Source organism: Stappia sp. (genome assembly GCF_048268045.1).
Taxonomy (GTDB): domain Bacteria; phylum Pseudomonadota; class Alphaproteobacteria; order Rhizobiales; family Stappiaceae; genus Stappia.
Window position 1 is genome coordinate 59,171 of sequence record NZ_JBLWWG010000009.1, and the last position, 20,640, is coordinate 79,810.

The window sequence follows — 20,640 nt, forward strand, 5'->3', positions numbered from 1 at the left end:
TCTTGCCGAATGACCTTGCGTCTGCAAGAGCCCGTGCAAAGTCGGCGAACGTCGCCGAGGGCGCGTCGCGATTTGAGGGGGCGAGGCGCGCATTATGGCTCACGTATGCCACGTGGCGGGCCGATGCCGAGTCCTCAAGGCCCGGGAGAAGACCTGGGCGCGCTTGTTCTCCGCAATTCGAGATTGATCGGGAGCGCGCTCCAGGTTCGCAAAGCGCTGGCGCTGGGGAGGCCATTCCCGTCGTGTGCAGACACCTTCCCGACGATCCGATGCCGGAAGAGCGAATACCATCCTCGCGACGCACTTTGTGCGATTATGCGTGTCATCCACCAGACGCATGCAGCAGTGCGCAGGGCACGTCTTTGACGATCATGTTCGCTTGGTATTTGGGTGAGAAAAGTATTCGGGCGAGAAAATTCGCCTTTAAATCGCAAAGCACGGCAGCAAAAGCCAGCGCCGAAGCGCTGGCCTTATCTGGTGCATGTCTCAGCTTGTTAACGACTGGACTGCGATTTCTGAACATTGCAATCTAAGCAGGTAATTTCATAGTCGTCAATTGTCGCGGAAATGATCAATGACACGTCCTCTTTTGCGCACCCTCGGCCTCGATCTTGGAACCAACTCGCTCGGCTGGTGCCTGCTGGAAACCGGAGGCGAGCCGGGGGAGAGCCCCGAGGGGCGCATTGTCGATCTGGGCGTTCGGATCTTTTCGCAGACAGAGATGGCGGGCCGGGAGGCGCGCTCGAAGGAGTCGCTGGCGGTGGCGCGGCGGATGGCGCGCGGCGCGCGGCGTCGGCGTGATCGCTATCTGAAGCGCCGCGCGCGGTTGCTTGCGCTCCTCACGGATCTTGGCTTGATGCCATCAGGGGGCGCGGAACGCACGGCCCTGGTCCAGGGTACCGACGACCAAACTGGTGGAGACATCAGCGGATCGGTGTTTGAGCTGCGGGCAAAAGCGCTCGATCATGCGCTCGCCCCCCATGAATTGGGGCGGGTGCTGTTCCATCTCAACCAGCGGCGTGGCTTCAAGTCGAACCGGCGGGTTGATTCCAACGACGAGGAGCAGGGCAAGATCGCTGCGGGCGTCACCCGCCTTGAGCAGGCCATTGCGGCGGAGGGCGCGCGCACATATGGCGAGTGGCTTGCCAAAAGGCGACAGGTTGGTCTTTCCGTTCGCGCGCGCCTGTCCAGCGACGGCGGTTCCTACCCCTTCTATCCCTCGCGCGATGCGTTGGAGCGCGAGTTCGACCGCATCATGTCGGCGCAGATGCCGTTCCATGCAGAGACCCTCGATCCGCCCGCCATTGCAGCGTTGCGTCAGACGATCTTCCACCAGCGGCGGCTTCGTCCGGTCGCACCCGGCAAGTGCAGCTATAATCCGCTTGAGGCGCGCTTGCCCAAGGCGCACCCGCTGTTTCAGGCCTTCCGGCTCCTGAAGGAGGTCAATGAGCTCGAGATTCTGCTTGAGGACCAAACGCGTCACAAGCTCGTGCCGGCGCAACGCAACGCGCTGCTGCTGCAGTTGCGCACGGCTCTCAACAAGCAGGGCAAGGTTCCGTTCTCGAAGCTCCGCAGGACGTTGAAGCTTGGTGCTGAGGTGCGTTTCAACAAGGAAAGCGAAAGCCGCAAGGATCTGCTCGGCGACGTGGTCCAGTTCGCGCTTTCGCAGCCCTCGTGCTTCGGTCCCGCCTGGTCCGGGTTGCCGCTTGATCGTCAGGCCGAGATCATCGAGAAGCTGAGGAGTGAGCCGGACAGAGACGTTCTGGTCGATTGGCTGCGCAAGGATTGCGGCTTGTCATGCGACGCTGCCAACGAGGTCGCGGCTCTGCATCTGCCACAAGGGTTCGGGCGCCTCGGCTTAAGCGCTCTTTCGGCGCTGGTTGATGAATTGACGCATGGCCTCGATGACAAGGGGTTTGTTTTGAGCGAGGCCGCCGCCTCGGTCAATGTTTATGGCAAGACGAACTCCGAAACCGATCCGGACCGCAAGGCCCTCGAGTCCTTGCCCAAATACCAGGAGGTGCTGGAGCGCCATATTCCACCGGGGGCGGGTGGCAAGGCCGAGCCGAATGCGCCTGAGTGGGACGAGGTGATGGGCCGCATCACGAACCCCACGGTGCATATCGCCCTCAACCAGCTTCGCCGCGTGATCAACCGGGTTATTGCGCGCCACGGCCGGCCGGACAGGATCGCGGTCGAGCTCGGGCGCGATCTCAAGCTGAATGACGCCAAACGCGACGAGGTGAACCGCAAGCATGCTCAGACAACGCGGGAGGCGGAACGCCTATCCGTGTTGCTGAACGAGGAGTTTCGGCAGCCGGACACCGGCTACAACCGCCTTCGGCTGAGGTTGTGGGAAGAGCTCAACGCAGATCAGCCGCTCAACCGGGTCTGCGTCTATTGCGGCTCGGCGATCACGCCATCCATGCTGTTCAATAGCGAGACGGACATCGATCATATCCTTCCCTATTCGCTGACCCTCGACGATAGCCAGTCGAACAAGCTGCTGTGCTGCCGGCCCTGCAACCGCATCAAGGGCAACCGTCCGCCAGCGGGTGTGGTGCCGTGGCGCGCAGGCTACGAAGAGATCCTCGCCCGCGCGGTGGTGCTCCCGAAGGCCAAACGCTGGCGTTTCGCGGAGGATGCCATGGAGCGCTTCGGCGGCGAGGAAGGCTTCATGACGCGCCAGCTCACCGACATGCAGTATGTCTCGCGTCTCGCCCTGACCTATCTCGCGGCTCTGTACGATGCGGAGGAAGCGGATCTTGATGGTGTCATCCGGCGTCACAGCCGGATCCGGGCGCTGCCCGGCCGCATGACGGAGATGCTGCGGCGCAAGTGGGGCCTGAACGACCTGCTGTGCGACCACAACAGCGCCGATGTGCTCAAGAAGAAGAACCGCCTTGATCACCGGCACCATACCGTCGATGCGGCGGTGATCGCGGCAACCTCGCGGGCGTTGATCAAGCGGATCCAGACGGCCTCCGGCAAGCTTGAGGAGGAGGGCGCCGAGCGTGTGGTGGCGAGGATAGACCAGCCCTGGCCGGAGTTCCGCAACGAGTTGCGGGAGCGTTTGTGCGCGGTTGTCGTCAGCCACAAGCCGGATCACGGCACCGTGTCGCGCAAGGGCTATGACGTGGGCTGCGGTCAGACCGCTGGCAAGCTGCATCTGGACACGGCCTACGGGCCGACCGGGGAGCGGGATGCCAGTGGCAGGGAACGTGTCGTGCGCCGCGTGCCGATCTCGAGCCTGGAGAAGCCGTCCGACCTGGAGGCGATCCGGGGCAACGAGCATGGACACTCGGAATTGCGCGAGCGTCTCAAGGAGGCGACACGAGGGCTCTCCGGCAAGGCGTTTCAGGAGAGCGTACAGAAATTCGCGGAAACGGATTCAAAGTTCAGGGGCATCCGACATGTGCGCATCGTCGAGACGAAGTCCCCGGTCTGGATCACCCACGGGGATGGGCGCTTCAAGAAGGGCTACCTTCCCGGCGAGAACCTTCGCTATGAGCTCTGGGAACTTCCGGATGGCTCCTGGGATGCGGAGGTTGTCTCGCTCTTCGAGGCGCATCAGCCGGGGTATGTTCCGAAAATGCGGCGCGAGCATCACAATGCCCGCAAGATCATGAGTCTGATGAAGGGCGACATGATCGCCTATGAAGATCCGAAGACTGGCGAGCGGGTCATCGCCAAGGTGCGCAAGTTCGACCAGCGCAACAAACAGCTCTATTTGGATCCGCACTTCCAGGCAGGAAACCTCGACCGGCTCGAGAAGCAAAAGATCTACGCGCCGTTCCGTCCAATGCCCAATCCGCTGAAGAAGGTGCGGCCGCGTCAGGTTCGCGTCGACGAGATCGGACGGGTGTTCGACCCGGGGCCCTGGTGGCTGAAGGATCGCGACTGACCAGGGGGCAAGAAAGCGCTGCCCAGCCGGATGTTGTTGGTGTATTATTTGCACATCCAGCGTGTGGTTGATCTTGCGACTGACGGTCTTCACGTCGCCGTTCATCGGGGCTTTCTCGTGGTTTCGAGAGAGAAGGCAGAGGTCGGACGTGTCGCGCTGGACGATATCCTGAGTGTGATTGCTCATGCCCATGGTCTGACCTGGTCCAATACGGTGTTCTCGCGTCTCGCCGACAGGGCGGTCCCAGTCGTGCTTTGCGCGCAAAACCATGCGCCGGTCGCCTGTGTCTGGCCGATGGAGGGCAGCTATCTGCAAGGCGCGCGATTGATCGCCCAGGCGCAGGCCGGACGCCCGCTGGTCAAGCGCCTCTGGCGGGACGTTGTGGCCGCCAAGATACGTATGCAGGGTGCGGTTCTGGCGTCTGCTGGCGGAGAGGCCGGTGCCTTCGAGACCCTGGCCCGCAAGGTGAAGTCCGGGGACCCGGAGAATGTCGAGGCACAGGCCGCTCGGCGGTACTGGAAGGCACTGATGGGGGCGGAGTTTCGGCGTGACGCCGATGGTGGTGGCGCGAACGCGCTGCTGAACTACGGCTACACCGTCCTGCGGGCGACGGTTGCGCGGGCCATTTGCGGTGCGGGTCTTCATCCCGGTCTCGGCCTCCATCATTCCAATCGCGGCAACGCCTTTGCGCTCGCGGACGACCTGATGGAGCCCTATCGACCTTTTGTTGACCGCGCGGTCTTGACGTTGTTGGGGCGTGGAGTTGACGAGGTGACCTCCGAGGCCAAGCGGGTGCTGGTTGCGCTGACTTCGCTGGATCTTCAAGGCCGGCATGGAACCACGCCGCTTCATCTGCACGCGGCGCGGCTCGCGCGGGATCTTGCGGCATCCTTCGCGTCCGGTGTGGAGGACGTCGACTTGCCGATGCCACCCGAGCCTCTTGTGCTTGCCGGAATGGGCACCTGTCCGGGGGCGCCGGCATGACGACACTGCACACACAAAGAAGAGGGGAGCGGACGGGACCGACCCATTTGTCCGCTTATCGGCTCATGTGGATGCTTGTGACCTTCGATCTGCCGGTCGACACGAAGAAGCATCGTGCCGAAGCGACCCGGTTTCGAGAGTTCCTGCTCGATCAGGGGTTCGAGCGCAGCCAGTTTTCGAACTATCTCCGGCTCGTCAACGGACAGGAGCATTTCGAAACCCATGCGCGGCGCATTGGCGCGAACCTGCCGGGAAGAGGGGATGTCTTCATATTTCAGTTCACCGACCGACAATATGAGAACATCATCCGATTTAGCGATCAGTCACGAAGGAAGCGCCAGAAAAACCCTGAGCAGATCGCGCTTTTTTGAGGGGGAGTCCATGAAAATCCTGCGATCCGGAGGCGTTTTTCCTTGTTTTATCAAGGATTTGTCGCCGGATCGAGGATAGCTGTTCAGAAATCGCAGGCCAAGCGCAACCCAGCCGGCAGGCTGGTGATACCGCGAAGCAGGATAGCTGTTCAGAAATCGCAGGCCAAGCGCAACGATGACGGCATCGTCGACATCGCCGCATGGAGGATAGCTGTTCAGAAATCGCAGGCCAAGCGCAACACAGGACCGGCGGCGATGAAATGGACAGTCAGGATAGCTGTTCAGAAATCGCAGGCCAAGCGCAACGCGTGAAGTGGGGCGGTGATTTCGTCTCCAAGGATAGCTGTTCAGAAATCGCAGGCCAAGCGCAACTGAGGATCTGCGTGCACGCCTCGACCGGCTAGGATAGCTGTTCAGAAATCGCAGGCCAAGCGCAACCAGGAACGCCGGATGCCGCAGCTCCACCGTAGGATAGCTGTTCAGAAATCGCAGGCCAAGCGCAACCTCGTCTGGCGTCGGCTTGTTGCCGCGCCAAGGATAGCTGTTCAGAAATCGCAGGCCAAGCGCAACCCGACGAGCGCCGCGTGGTTCTCGGGCACCAGGATAGCTGTTCAGAAATCGCAGGCCAAGCGCGATGATTGCGCTGGAGAAATCAGCGCAACCGTTAGGGTTGATTTTCAGAAATCGTCGGCCGCGTGCAATCAGGTTCTATACGCGTCTGGGTGGACAGTCTCAGGCAATCATGCTCAAAATTGTTCTTTGACCTCGGTTGCAAGAATTGAAATGTCCTGATGCGGGTAAGATACCTATTTTTCTGAAGGTATACAGCAGATGTGCGATGATGATTTGAGGGATTTCGAGGAGGAGAAAACGTGTTTGGGGGAGCTGAAAAGTATCCCTAAAATTCAATCGGATATTGCCGCAAGTTTTACATACGCATCCTATCAGAATGCCATTCCGGTTGTGCGGTCTATCTCGGTCAACAATGATACCGATAGGCATATTGACAATGTCCGGGTCGAACTCACGTCTTCTCCTTCATTTCTTCGGCCCAGGTCCTGGACCCTCGACCGGCTGATCCCCGGTGACAGATTGCCGTTGAGCGACCGGAAGATCGATCTCGACGCCAGCTATCTCGCCGGCCTCAACGAGGCGGAACGCGGTGAGATCACGCTCCGCCTGTCTTCGGCGGACGAGGTCTTCGACGAACAGCGCATCGCCGTCAGGCTTCTGGCCCGCGATGAATGGGGCGGCGTCAACGACATGGCGCAGTTGCTTCCGGCTTTTGTCATGCCGAACGACCCGGGGGTTGCACCGATCCTGCGCGCCGCGGCGGAGCGGCTTGCCGCTCATGGCCATCCGAGCGGGCTCGACGGCTATCAGTCGCAGAGCCCGCAGCGGGCCTTCATGCTCGCGGCTGCAATCTACTCCGCCATTGCGGGGATGGCCTTGCACTATGCGGAGCCGCCGGCGAGCTTCGAGAGCCGCGGCCAGAAGGTCCGACGTCCGGGGACGATCGCCGAGGAGCGATTGGCAACATGCCTAGATACCTCGCTTCTCTTCGCCGCCGCGCTGGAAGCTGCGGGGCTCTATCCGATCATCCTGATGTTTGACGGTCATGCAGCCGCTGGAGTGTGGTTGACCAAACGGAGCTTTTCGAACGCAATCGAGACGGACCCCATGGAGGTCCGCAAGGCGCTGGCTTGCCGGGAGCTGATCGTCTTCGAGACAACTGGTGTCACGCATCGTCCTGCCATGACTTTTCAGGCCGCCCAACGTGCGGTGGATCGCCGTCTTGGCGAGGATGAGACGCATGCCTTCGTGGCGGCCATCGATGTCAGGCGCTCGCGCAGCGGCGGCATCACGCCGCTTGCCTCTCACGAGCCGATGCGGCGCAGCGTTCTCGACGAAGAGACAGCACCGGTTGTCGAATTGCCGCTTCCGGCGGCGCCGGCCTTCAGCGAACTTCCGGTGGAGACCGTTGAGCAGAAACCGACCACAGCCGCCGACCGCATTAATCGCTGGCAGAAGAAACTTCTCGACCTGACCCTTCGCAACCGGTTGCTGAACTTTCCCGATTCCAAGAAGACGATCCCCTTCCTTTGCACCGATGTGGCCTATCTGGAAGACAGGCTCGCCGCCGGTGCCGCGATCCGGATAACGTCTTTGCCCGAGCAGAACCCGCTCGGCGAGCGCGACGCCGCGCTTTACCGCGACGTGCATGGCAAGGATATCCAGCGCGGTTTCGCAGCTGAAGCCCTGTCAAGGGACGAGTTGCCCTCGCTTCTCGACGCACGTCAGCTCGATGCACGCTTGATCGATCTGTACCGGCAGGTTCGCAATGATTTCGCGGAAGGTGGCGCCAACACCCTGTTCCTCGCCGTGGGCTTCCTGCGCTGGAAGAAGAAGCCGGAGGACGCGCGGACCTATCGGGCGCCTCTGCTGCTGGTCCCGGTCAAGCTGGAGCGCCGTAGCGCCAGCTCCCGCTTTGCGATCCGCTTTCACGAGGACGAACCGCGTTTCAATGCAACGCTTCTGCAATTCCTTGAGCGGGACTTCGATCTCAAGCTTCCCCAGTTCGACGGTGCGCTGCCGCTCGATGACAGCGGTGTGGACGTTCCGCGCATTCTTTCGACGATGCGGCAGGCCGTTCGCGATGTTCCGGGTATGGAGGTCATCGACGAAACGGCGCTGTCGACCTTTTCCTTTGCCAAATATCTCATGTGGAAGGATCTGGTTGAGCGCACCGACGCGCTTCGTCACAACAGGGTCGTCCGCCATCTGATCGACACGCCGCAACAGCCTTTCAACGCTGGGGAAGGGAGCGCCCCGTTCCCGGACGAACATGAACTCGACCGCACCTACGCCGCCTCCGACATCATCTGTCTTCTTCCGGCGGACTCGTCGCAGATTGCCGCAAGCCTCGCGGCAGCCGATGGGCGCGACTTCGTGGTGGTGGGCCCGCCTGGAACGGGCAAGAGCCAGACCATCGCCAACATGGTTGCGAACTGTCTGGCGGCAGGAAAGACAGTCCTGTTCGTCGCGGAAAAGACGGCGGCCCTCGATGTCGTATATCGCCGCCTGCGGGAACATGGCCTGGGGCCGCACTGCATCGAGCTTCATTCGAACAAGACCGACCGTCGCCAGTTTCTCGGGCAACTCAAGGTTGCCTGGGAACACGACCGAAAAGCCGATCTGGGAGAATGGGTCGAGATCACCGAACGCCTTGGGATGCGGCGCGACGAGCTCAATGCTTATGTCGAGGCCCTGCACAGGCGCTACCCGAACGGATGGACGCCCTATCTGGCTCTTGGAACCGCCCTCAAGGCGGCGGAGAGGCCGGCTCCGGATCTTTCCTGGCAGGATCGCGATGCCCATGACGCGGACGCCTTGCTCAGGCTCGAGCAACTCGCTGCCGAGCTCGGTCATGTCTTTTCGTCCGTTGAGCGGCGGCCGATACTCGATCTGGTGGATGTCGATACTTGGAGTGAGGGGTGGCAGGAGAACCTGCTCGCGGCAACGCACGCATTGCAGGCTGCCATCGCTCTCACGACCTCCGCGCTCGAGAGCTACCGGTCGAGCCTTGGACTGAAGACAGGAGGGGAAGCAAAACCCGGCGAGATCGAGGTGTTGAGCAATCTCGCGCGTGCGCTTCAGAAGAGCCGGGGCCGCGACATTACCATCGCCTTTGATCGCGAGTTTGCCCAATGCGGCACGGCATTGGTTGGCCTGGAGCGCGAGATCGAAGCCTATCGCCACGCGGAGCGCGATCTCTCGGCATCCTATGGCCTCCCGGCGGTCCGCGACATGGACACAAACATGCTGGATCAGCGCTGGCGGGAGGCGAATGCATCATTCTGGCCGACTTCCATGCTCGGCAAGCGAAAGATCCAGAAGCTGCTGCAGGGCTATGCCGAGGCAGGCAGTGCCGATCCGGCACAAGAGCTTCCCGCCCTGCGTCGCATGCAGGGCCATCTTGCCGCTGTCGACGAGAGCTTGCTTGCCGACAAGCCATTGCCCTTCGACGGGCTGACGACGGACATCAAGGCGATCAAGGAGACACTCGAACTGGCCGGGGCTGTTCGAAGCGCCTTGCACGTTCCGCATTGGGAGCCGGAAGAAACGCGTTTGCTGCTGCGGGCTGTTGTTCCCTGTCTGACCGGAGCGTCTGGCGATGATGCCGTTCGATGGGCAGGAGAAGACTTCCTCAACGCCCTGGGAAATCTTCAGGCGGCGCGGCAACAGTTTGCGGAAGCGACCGGCCGGCAGGATGATCTCGCGCCCACCGGGGGCGACCTCGGCGCTTTGAAAGAGCAACTCGTAGCTTTGCTGGATGCCCGTCATCTTTTGCGGGACTGGTCTGTGTGGTGTCGTGTCCGGCGACAGGCAATCACCTACAATCTGGGCGCTCTCGTAGAGCAGGTCGAAAGCGGCGCGGTGCCTCCCGATGAGGCGCGGGCCGCGTTCCGGGCGGGATACGCCCGCTGGTGGCTCCCCAAGGTGCTCGACAGCGATCCGGTCTTGCGGGATTTTCGCCGGTTCCAGCACGAGCATGCGATCGAGGCGTTTCGCGAGATCGACGATCTGGTGCGCGCGCATGCCGCACAAAGGGTCAGCAGCGCGATTGCTCATGGACTGCCGGCGGTGCAGAGCGTGCCGCGCAACTCCGAGCTTGGTCTGTTGCGTCACCAGATGGAGCTGCAACGGCCGAGCCAGTCTATCCGCGACATGATCGGCAGGATGCCGGAGAGCTTTTCGAAGCTCGCCCCGTGCATGCTGATGTCTCCACTCTCGATTGCCCAGTACCTCCCGCCAAACCAGGCATTGTTCGATGTCGTGATCTTCGATGAAGCATCCCAGATCACGACATGGGACGCGGTGGGCGCCATCGCGCGGGCACGCCAGACGATCATCGTCGGCGATCCCAAGCAGTTGCCGCCGACGAACTTCTTCGGCCGGAACGAGGAGGAGGAGGATCTCGCCGATCACGAGAAGGACCTGGAGAGCATTCTGGACGAGGCAAAGGCGGCGGGCATTCCGGTCCGAGATCTCAGATGGCACTATCGCAGCCGCAGCGAGTCCCTGATCGCCTTTTCGAACCATCACTATTACCAGAACCGTCTGGTGACGTTTCCTTCGCCGACGGTTGAAGACCGTGCAGTTCGCCTGCGCAAGGTTCCGGCCGGCGTCTACGACCGGGGCAAGAGTCGCACCAACAGGATTGAGGCGGAGGCGGTCGTTGAGGAGGCGGTCGCCCGCATGAGGGGCTGGCTGCGCCTGCCCGAGCAGGACCGCCCGACGCTAGGCGCAATCACGTTCAATTCCCAGCAGCAGTCCCTGATCATGGATCTTCTTGACGCCGCCCGCCGGCAGGAGCCGCAACTGGAGTGGTTCTTCGCCGAGGAGCGGGTTGAGCCCACGATCGTGAAGAACCTTGAGAACGTGCAGGGCGATGAGCGGGATGTGATCCTCTTCTCCGTCACCTTCTGGAAGGACGCCGCAGGCAAGTTGACGATGGATTTCGGAGCGCTCAACCGCGATGGCGGCGAGCGGCGCCTGAATGTTGCCGTTACACGCGCGAGGCAAGAACTGATCGTCTTCTCAGGCTTCACGGCCGATCAGATCGATCCGTCGCGAACCAAGGCGCTTGCGGTGCAGCATTTCAAGACCTTCCTCGACTATGCCGAGCGCGGCGCGGTCGCACTGCCGGCGCAGGACAGCGGGTCTGTCGGCGGCTTCGAATCCCTGTTTGAGGAGGCGGTTGCGGAGCAACTGGAAAGACGCGGCTGGCTGGTTGTGCCTCAAGTCGGAATTTCGGGCTTCCGGATCGATCTGGGCGTTCGCCATCCTGACTTGCCCGGCGCCTATCTTGCTGGCGTCGAATGCGACGGCGCCACCTACCACGGATCGGCGACGGCACGGGACCGCGACAAGGTGCGCGAGCAGGTTCTGACCGGTCTCGGCTGGAACATCCTTCGGGTCTGGTCGACGGACTGGTGGTTCGATACCACCGGCTGTGCGAACCGGCTCCACGCCGACCTTGAGACACTCCTGGAAGAGAGCCGCGCGCGTCAGGCAGCTGAAAGCGAGGTGGCTGCAATTGAACAGGAGACCGGCGCCGGGATGGAGGGGGGCTCTGTCATTGGCGGCGAGGTCGACAGGCACCCCGAAGAAAGCGTGTCCCCAGAAAATACGGATGATGCCGAACCGATCATTTCGAATATCGAGACCATCGCAAGCTCGATGCCGCCAGTCTTGACGGAGGCACCTGCCGTCACCGGGCTGGAAGCCCGCGCCGAAGGACACTACCGCGTCACCGACCTTTCCGGCTTCAATGCTGATCCTGCTGAATTTTTCGAAACTGAGTACGCGGGAACGCTTGGCCGCATGATCGATGCGGTCGTCGAGACCGAAGGCCCTCTGCGCACGGACGTCCTGGCGCAGCGGATTGCGCGCGTTCATGGCTGGCTCCGGACCGGAGGGCGCATTCGCGAAAGGATCGACGGCCATTTGAGGGGCTTCGATACGACGTCGGAATCGAGTGGTGAGTTTGTCTGGAAGAAGGCATCTGTGTCGGAGGTCCTGGCCTACCGGCCGCCTGTCAATGACGAGGCGCGACGGTCGATTGCAGATATCCCGCTTGCGGAGTTGGCTGCCGTCGTGCTCGAAAATCCGACTGTGCTTGACGATCCGGATCCGGCCCGTGGCCTGGCGCGTTTGCTCGGTGTGGAGCGTCTTGCCGCCATTTCGCGCGCTCGGCTGGGCGCAGCACTTGAAAGAGCTCGGGCGCATCTTTGAACGCACAGGAAGTGCGGGGGCGGTTGCGCTGAGACGGCTGGCGTAGCAGATGGGGTGCGGGCGATGATGGAAACAGGTGACGCTTCGGTCGAAAGAGCGCGCACGCGCGTCTACCGTATGCTCGAGCCCTCCTGCTGGCATGCAAAGGGGCTTTCGCCCGTCAACAGGATCATTGCAGGCGCGATCGTGCTGGCCGCCGCGGCAGCTGTTCTGGAGAGCGAGCCGAAGGTTCGCGTCGGGCACGAAAGGCTCTTTCTGGGCGTCGAGATCGCTTTTACCACGCTCTTCTTTGTCGAGTACTGTGCGAGGATCTGGATTGCGGGAGAACACGCGCGGTATCGCGGCTTCTGGGGGCGTCTATCCTACGCACTGACACCGGCGGCGCTTGTCGACCTCCTTGCTCTCTCCCCGCTTCTGTTCGGCGTGCTTGGCGGAGAGCCGTTCCTGCTGCGCCTGTTTCGGTTATTGCGAATACTTCGGCTGGCGCGGCTCGGCCGGTTCTCGCGGGCCTTCGACGCCATCCTCAACGCGCTCCGCTCGCGGCGCTACGAGCTGCTGGTCAGCGCCGGCATCGCCGGCCTCTTGCTGCTGGTGTCGTCGACGCTGCTGTATATGGTCGAGGCCGCTGGCCAGCCGGAAGCGTTCGGGAGTATTCCGCGGGCGATGTGGTGGTCGATCGCGACGCTGACGACTGTCGGATATGGCGACGTCGCGCCGCAAACCGCTCTTGGGCAGGTCCTTGCGGGCATTACCGCGATCACCGGCATCGGTCTGATCGCCATGCCGACAGGTATTCTCGCAGCCGCATTCTCGGACGCCATTCAGGCGCGGCGGCGGCAGTCGGCGGTCTCCGACGAGGGGCGGGAGGAGCGCGAGCGGCTGTCGTGAAGCTGTCGTTGGAGCAGCGGATTTTGGCGAGACATCGGCAAGCACCTGCGCGGGCACCGCAGCCCCTGAGGGCACTCCAGGAAATCGACGCTGGAGCGCTGTGTTCATAGCCGGCAATGTCCGGACTTGTTGTGGTTCAATAAGGTTTTACGCTACGTCTGATTGTTAATATTTCATATACTATGTTTATTTTTATAATATATCTTTCAGCATCACGAGCAACTGAAAGATATATTTCATTGCGCGAATCATCTGATCATTTAGTGATGATATGGGGTGCGTGAGGTTGCGTTCAGCGACGCGCGGACCTGGGGTAGTTGGGCATCACATCGGGTCGTTCTTCCGAGGCGCCTCGCCACGGCCGCCGGCCATCCGGCTGGCTGCGGAGCGAGGCCGCGGGGCGGGCGCGCGTGTCTGCACTGCCGGCTCGAGATGTTCAGATCAGGGGTTCAGTCATGCCGTTTTTTGCTCGCCTCCCGCGCTCCCTCTCCGCCGGAAGGGCCGCCTCGGGCATTGGCTTGCCGCTTGCGGTCGCACTGCTCTCGGCAACGGCGCTGACGCCGGCCGAAGCCCACTGCCACAGCTCAAACGAGGTCGAGACCTGCACCGGCGATCTCAACACCGGTCCCATCAAGCACACCGACGGCGGAGTCGAGAACTTGACTGTCAGCGGACTGACGGTCGACTACCTCGCGCCATCGGGGACCACCGATCCGCTGATCTGGCTCGATATTCCGGCGGTCACGCCGGAAAACAAGAAGGACTGGTGGGGCAAGGACGGCCCCGACGGTCACGCGCTTCAGGCGACCATCAGCCTCGACAACGGCTATTCGATTAAAGCGGTTTCCGGCATCGAGACGCTGAGCCACGGCTCGACCGGCAATGACGGCGAATATGTCGAGCATTTCGACAAGCACACGACCGGTGGCAACGCCGGCGACGGCGGCAAGGGCGGCGCCGTGACGCTGATGCTGAAGTCGGCCGGCGGCGGCGGCAAGATCGGTGCCCTGGAGGTCTCCGGGGGCGATAGCGACTCCTTCGCTATCAAGGCCGGGTCGTTTGGCGGAACCGGCGGCGACGGTGGCAAGGCGCGTGCCAAGGGCGGTCTGAAGGACGCGCAGGGCGGCGAGGGCGGCCGTGGCGGCGATGCCGGCACGGTGTCCGTCACGCTCACGGACGATCATTATTTCACCTATGACGGTGCCGGCATCGGCATGATCGTGCTGTCGCACGGCGGCATGGGCGGAGACGGCGGCGAGGCCGAGCTGGACACCTGGGGCGATCAGGACAACGCCCACGGCGGCGTCGCGGGCAATGGCGGCAATGGCGGTACGGTGACCGTAGCGGCCGACTCCGAGAACAACTCGATCACCACCAGCGGCACCTATGGCGTTTTCATCGCCAGCGTCGGCGGCGATGGCGGAACCGGCGGCGCGGCCGAGGACGGGCACACCTATCCGGGCGCAGGCGGCGATGCCGGCAATGGCGGCACGGTGAACGTGACCCTCAGCACAACGGTCAAGAACACCAAGGTTGGCGAGACCTACGGCGTCTATGTGAAGAGCGCCGGCGGCTTCGCCGGCGACAGCGGCGACGGCTCGGGCGGCATCACCAGTCATTCCGGCAAGCCGGGCGAGCCAGGTGCAGCGGGCGATGCGTCGCTCACGATGACGAATTCCTCGATCGAAAATGCGTCCACGGGCAGCTCGGCGAGTTCGGACGATCAGTCCTACGGCATTCTGGTGCAGAGTGTCGGCGGCATGGGCGGTGACAGCGGCAAGGCCACAGGTGGCGTCGCCACCTATGGCGCCAAGGGCGGCAGCGGTGGCGCGGGGGCGAGCGCGACGGTCAATCTGACGTCCACGACCATCACCATGCATGGCGACTACGGCACCGGCGTGCTGGTGCAGAGCGTGGGCGGCGGCGGCGGTGTCGCGGGCAAGACCGGCGGCGTGGTGGCCATGGCGGCGTCCGGCGGTGCCGGCGGTGTCGGCGGCAAGGCTGGCGGCTCGCTCAAGAATACCACGATTAACACCGACGGCGATCATGCCTACGGCGTCCAGATCCAGAGCATCGGCGGTGGCGGCGGGGCGTCGGGGTCGGCGGCCGGCGTGGTGGCGGTCGGTGGCACTTCGGGTGGCCTCGGCGGCGACGCCGGTGATGTTTCGATCACCGTCGACAACGGCATGGTGACGACCAAGGGCGATCACTCCGACGGTTTCTCTCTTGCCAGCATCGGCGGCGGCGGCGGACAGGCCTCGTCCTCCTCCGGTCCCATGGCGATTGGCGCCGATGGCGGCGGAGCCGGCGACGGTGGCGCCGTGACGCTGACGGGGGCGGGTTTCGGCGTCAAGTCGAGCACCTCCGGCCGCCATTCGGATGCGGTGTCGCTGAAGTCCATCGGTGGCGGCGGCGGTGATGGCGCCGGCACGTTCGAGCTGTTCGGGAACTTCTCGTCCCATGTCGGAAGCAGTGGCGGCTCGGGCGGTTCCGGTGGCGATATCTCCTACACCGGTACGGAGTTCGACGACCTCTCCACCACGGGGGATCATTCGAACGGCTTGTCCCTGCTCTCGATTGGCGGCGGCGGCGGCAAGGGCGGCAACATCGTCACCATCAGCCTGGGCGCGGAGCTGAACAACGTCCAGTCTGTCAGCGTCGGCGGTTCGAGCGGCAACCTGAACCATGGTGGGAACATCACCAACACGACCGTCGCCGGCAGCATCCACACCAGCGGGGCTTCGGCGTCCGGCGTGCTTGCGGCCTCCGTCGGCGGCGGTGGCGGCTCGGTCGGCTCGAGCTATGACTTCACCGTCGGCACCAAGTTCGGCTCGAGCTCGAACCTGGGCTCGTCGCTCGGTTCGGGCGAGGACACGGGCGGCGATGGCGGCACGGTGACACTCACCTCCAACGCCGACATCACCACCGAGGGGGATCATTCCGACGGCATCCTAGCCGCCTCGATCGGCGGCGGCGGCGGCAAGGTCGGCAACATCGTCGATGGCACGGTCGGCATGGACTTGCCGAACTTCAGCTCCAGCACGGGCGCCAGCGCAGGCGGGGGCGGCAACAGCGGAGCGGTCAACGTGACGCTGGCGCATGTGGCCAGCTCGGCCGACGGCAGCCCGATCGGCGACATCGTCACCAAGGGTCACCATTCGGCCGGCGTGCTGGCGATGAGCCTGTCGGGCGGCGGCGGCAAGACCGGCAACACGATCACCGGCGGCGTCGACACCAATATCGGCGTGGCGAGCTACGGCCAGAACGGCGGCGCAGCGGGCAAGGCCGGCGCGGTGACGGTCACGACGGCGGTCAACGTGTCGACGGAGGGGGACTTCTCGTCCGTGATCGAGGCGCTCAGCGTCGGCAATTCCGGTGGCCATGGCGGCTTGGTCGTCAACGGCAACATCTCGCTCGTCGAGGCCAATTACACCCAGGGTGGGGCGGGCGGCAAAAGCGGCACGGCCGGCACGGTCGATGTCACCAACACCGGCACGCTCAAGAGCACCGGCGGCTGGTCGGCGGGTGTCCTGGCGCTCAGCGTCGCCGGCTCCGGCGGCGCGGGCGGCACGACCATCGCCGGCAACGTCTCCATGGGCAACATTTCTGCCGCCGTCGGCGGTGGCGGAGGCGATGGCGGGAACGCATCGAAGGTCACCGTGACCAACGAGGGCACGATCTCGACCGCTGGTGAATATTCGGCCGGCATTCTCGCCGCCTCCATCGGCGGTCATGGCGGCGCGGCGGGCACCACGGTCAATGGAACCATCACGGCCGGAGAGGTCGCGGTCGGCGGCAATATCACCATCGGCGGCGACGGCGGCACGGGCGGCGTGGCCGGGGCGATCCAGATCAACAACAAGAAGGGCGCGGTGATCGTGACGGCGGAGAAGGCCGCCACGGGCATTCTCGGCCTGTCGCTTGGCGGCAGCGGCGGCGTCGGCGGCTCCAACTACTCCATTGCCGGCTCGGGCGGCGAGTATTCGGCCACCATCAGCGGGTCCATCGGCGGCTCGGGTGGCGACGGCGGCAAGGCCAACACGGTCACCATCCAGAATGACGGCACGATCGTCACGCAGAAGGTCTTCTCCGACGCGATCCTGGCGCTGTCGATCGGCGGCAATGGCGGCAAGGGCGGCGACAGCTACGCGATCTCCGCCGACTATTCGAGCGCGGGCAGCTTCAATGCGTCGCTGAGCATGGGCGGTGATGGTGGGTCCGGCGCCGTCGGCAACAACGTCAGCGTCACCAACACGGGCGTCATCGCCGTTGGCGCGTCCTCGGCGGCAGGTATTCGCGCCTTGTCCGTCGGCGGCAACGGCGGTGTCGGCGGCGGCGGTGTCGCGGCCTTCGGTACGGTTGCCAACAACTCCGGCGGAGACAGCAAGTCGCTTTCGGTCAAGAGCGAGGTCGGTGGCCATGGCGGCACCGGCATGGATGCCGGGACGGTGACGGTCACCAACAGCGGCACCATCACCGCCGACATCTGCTCGGTCGTCAAGCTCTCCTCCTGCGCGTCGACGCCGAGTTCTGCCTCGGGCGCGTCCGGGTCCGGCGACGATGACGACGACAAGAAGTTCGACCCGACCAAGTTCTTCACCTCGGTCGGCATCTCCGCGCAGTCGGTGGGCGGCGGCGGCGGCGCTGGCGGCGACGCCGGCTCCTATGCGGTCGGCTACACCTACACGCCGAAGAACATCGAGGAAGCCAAGAAGTTCTCGCTCGAGATCACCATCGGCGGCTCCGGCGGGGCGGGCGGCGACGGCAACACGGTCAATGTCGGCAACACCGGCACGATCCGCACGGCGGGTCTGGCCAGCTACGGCATCTTCGCCCAGTCGGTGGGCGGCGGCGGCGGCTCGGGCGGCAACGGCTCGCCCGGTCTCGAGGGCTGGCTCGCGGAGATCTACGAGGACTACGAGAAGATCAATCAGGTTCTCGAGAGCTACGAGACGATCAAGAACATCTACAAAAAAGAATGGAAAGAGATCTTCCTGGAGTCCTGGAAGTTCGATATGGGCGGCGAGGGCGGCGGCGCCGGCAAGGGCGGCGACGTGATCGTCTCCAACAGCGGAACGATCATCACCGACGGCGATTCCGCGACCGCCATCTACGCCCATTCGGTGGGCGGCGGCGGCGGCGCCGGTGGCGATGGCTCGATGGGCGGCATCACCTCGATCGCGCTCTCGGGCTCGGCCGATGCCGGCAGCCATGGCGGCAAGGTCACTGTCGACAATTACGGCCAGATCACCACCAGCGGTGACGGCGCGATGGGCATCTATGCCCAGTCGGTCGGCGGCGGCGGCGGCACGGCCGGCGATGTCGAGGGCTCGATCATTGAGAATATGGATTCGATCGTCGAGGTCCTGGGCTACAACATCTTCGGCGGCACCGGCGCCGGCGCTGGCAAGGGCGGCGATGGCGGCGATGTGACCGTGACGCTCCACAAGGGCAGTTCCATCACCACGACCGGCGAGAACGCCCATGCGGTCTGGGTGCAGTCGGTCGGCGGCGGCGGCGGTGCGGCCAGCTGGTACGGGCTCGGCGACGACAAGTCGACCGACGTTGTCGGCAGCAACGGCGCGGACGGCAAGGGCGGCCTGGCCAAGGTCACCGTCGATGGCACGATCGACGTCAGCGGCGAGGGCGCGCACGGCGTCTTCGTGCAGTCGGTCGCAGGCGGTGTTGCCGACTATGGATCCGGTGGTGCCGAGATCAACGTGAGCGGCACCATCACGGCCAAGGGCAAGAACTCGCGCGCGATCCTCGTTCACACCGCGGACGCGGCAAGCGACGAAGACGAGATGGGGGTCGCCAACATCACCATCGAATCCGGTGGCTACGTCGGGGTTACCGACGAGGGCGCCTATTCGGCAATCGGTTTTGTTGGCGGTCATTCGATCTACAATTCCGACCACTCACTCAAGATCTCGAACAAGCTGACCAACCACGGCACGCTCTCCTCGACCAACGTGGCGCTGCAGACCGATGGCAAGCACTCTCTGCAGTTCGAAAATGACGGAACATTCTATGGCCGGATGGATTTCGGCTCCTCCAGCACCATGCGCAATGCGGTCACCAACTTGGCCGGCGGCGTGATCAATCTCGGCAACTCGCAACTGGGCACAAGCGAGTACTCGACCTTCGTCAACTCGGGCACGCTGAAATCGGGCTGGAACAATGACACCCGCCGCATGACGGTGCATTCCGGCGGCAGCTTCACCCAGACCTCGACCGGCACGCTGCTGTTCGACGTCTCCAAGGACGAGACCCAGGCGGGCGCCTTCACCCTGGACTTTGCCAAGGGCGGCGCGCTCGACGGACAGCTTGCCTTCAATTTCGGCAACACGCTCGCCAACGGCGCGAGCGGCTCCTTCGATGTGGCGACGCTGACGGCCGGGAGCGGGTCCAGCTTCGACACCTCCAAGCTCGGCGTGCAGTCGGGTGGCGCGGTTGCCTACACCTGGTCGAAGGCGACCAAGTCCGACGGCGACCACCTGACTCTCGGCTATTCGGTCGACTATTCCGGCGATGCCACCGGTGCCACGCTGACCCAGAACGCGCGCACCTTCGGGCAGTTCTTCGCCGGCGTGAGCCAGCAGGTGGGGAGCCTCTCGACCGAACAGCAGGAGATCCTGGATGCGCTGGGCGCGCGCATCCTCAACGCAAGCAGTTCGGCCGAACTGTCGTCGGTTTACGAGGAGCATCTCCTCGACGAGGCCGCGACGGGTGTGACCAAGGCGCTGTCGACCACCCAGGCTGTGCACACGCTGCTGCAGAGCTGCCCGGTGCTTGATCCTGCCGATCCAATGGGCTTCTACCGCCAGCGCGATTGCGCCTGGTTCGAGGCGCTGGGCAGCATCTCGCATCAGGACGGCACCTCGTCGCGCCCGAAGACGGATGAATCCACGCACGGTTTCGCCGGTGCGATCCAGAAGGAGATCGCCGACGGCCTGTTCCTGGAGATCGGCGGCCAGCTCGAGAAGGTCTATCTCAGCGGCGCCAACTTCAAGCAGGACGGCACCCGCGTGAGCGGCGGCTTCGCGCTGAAGCAGGAAGTCGGCAACCTGACCTTCGCCACCAGCTTCGCCGGCGGCTTCTATGATCTCGACCACGCGCGCGTCTACAATGGCGGCGGCGGACTGGCCACGGCTACGGCCGACGTCAAGGGCGGCTTCGTCTCGGCCGAGGCGCGCATCGAGGCGGTGTTCGAGGCTCATGGCTTCTACGCCAAGCCCAAGGTCGGCCTCGGCGTGTCGCATGTCTGGCAGGATGCCTTTACCGAACAGGGGGCAGGCGGCCTTAACTGGCACACCAACGCGATCCGCCATACCGCCGTGCACACGCGGCCGTCGCTTGAGGTCGGAAAGGCGTTCCAGTGGGGCTCGTCCTCGGCGGTGGCCTATCTGCGCGCCGGCCTGACGGCTGAGCTGACCAATCCGGACGTGAATGTGCGCACACGGCTTGCCGATGGCGCGGCGCTCGGCAACCTGGATCTCACCGTCGGCAATGACCGCTTCGTGGCGGACCTTGCCGCCGGGCTCTCGGTCGACGTCAACGAACGGCTGAACCTGTCGCTGCTCGGGCAGACCAGCTTCACATCCTCGTCCTACGGGGTGGGTGGCTACGCACGGGCCAGCTTCAAGTTCTGAGGCCCGTGCCCGGATCTGGCACACCTGGACAAAAACCCCCGCC

At 63.8% G+C, this 20,640-nt stretch carries 6 protein-coding genes and 1 CRISPR repeat array; all 6 genes read left to right on the forward strand.

The window, feature by feature from the left end:
• Positions 1-574 precede the first annotated feature (574 nt).
• The 6 genes from cas9 to ACN0WF_RS15055 all read left to right on the forward strand — a co-directional run bounded on the left by cas9 (position 575) and on the right by ACN0WF_RS15055 (position 20,597).
• Positions 575-3,904, forward strand: a complete 3,330-nt coding sequence (gene cas9, locus ACN0WF_RS15030) for a type II CRISPR RNA-guided endonuclease Cas9 (protein ID WP_417773585.1) — start codon at positions 575-577, stop codon at positions 3,902-3,904.
• A gap of 30 nt (positions 3,905-3,934) precedes the next feature.
• On the forward strand, positions 3,935-4,888 hold the full coding sequence (gene cas1 / locus ACN0WF_RS15035; protein WP_417773586.1) for a type II CRISPR-associated endonuclease Cas1: 954 nt from the start codon (positions 3,935-3,937) through the stop codon (positions 4,886-4,888).
• Positions 4,885-5,259 carry a CRISPR-associated endonuclease Cas2 gene (cas2, locus tag ACN0WF_RS15040; protein WP_417773587.1) on the forward strand — a complete coding sequence of 125 codons (375 nt, stop codon included), beginning with the start codon at positions 4,885-4,887 and terminating at the stop codon, positions 5,257-5,259. Before cas1 ends, cas2 begins: the two co-directional genes overlap by 4 nt.
• A gap of 72 nt (positions 5,260-5,331) precedes the next feature.
• A CRISPR array of direct repeats spans positions 5,332-5,895; the repeat unit is 36 nt; unit sequence AGGATAGCTGTTCAGAAATCGCAGGCCAAGCGCAAC.
• A gap of 195 nt (positions 5,896-6,090) precedes the next feature.
• Entirely contained in the window at positions 6,091-12,057 is a 5,967-nt protein-coding gene (locus tag ACN0WF_RS15045; protein WP_417773588.1) for a DUF3320 domain-containing protein, read from the forward strand.
• A gap of 63 nt (positions 12,058-12,120) precedes the next feature.
• Complete coding sequence (locus tag ACN0WF_RS15050) at positions 12,121-12,945, forward strand: potassium channel family protein (protein ID WP_417773589.1); 825 nt, start codon at positions 12,121-12,123, stop codon at positions 12,943-12,945.
• A 518-nt stretch (positions 12,946-13,463) separates the two neighbouring features.
• Positions 13,464-20,597, forward strand: coding sequence for a hypothetical protein (locus ACN0WF_RS15055; protein WP_417773590.1), 7,134 nt, complete (start codon positions 13,464-13,466; stop codon positions 20,595-20,597).
• Positions 20,598-20,640: the final 43 nt, after the last annotated feature.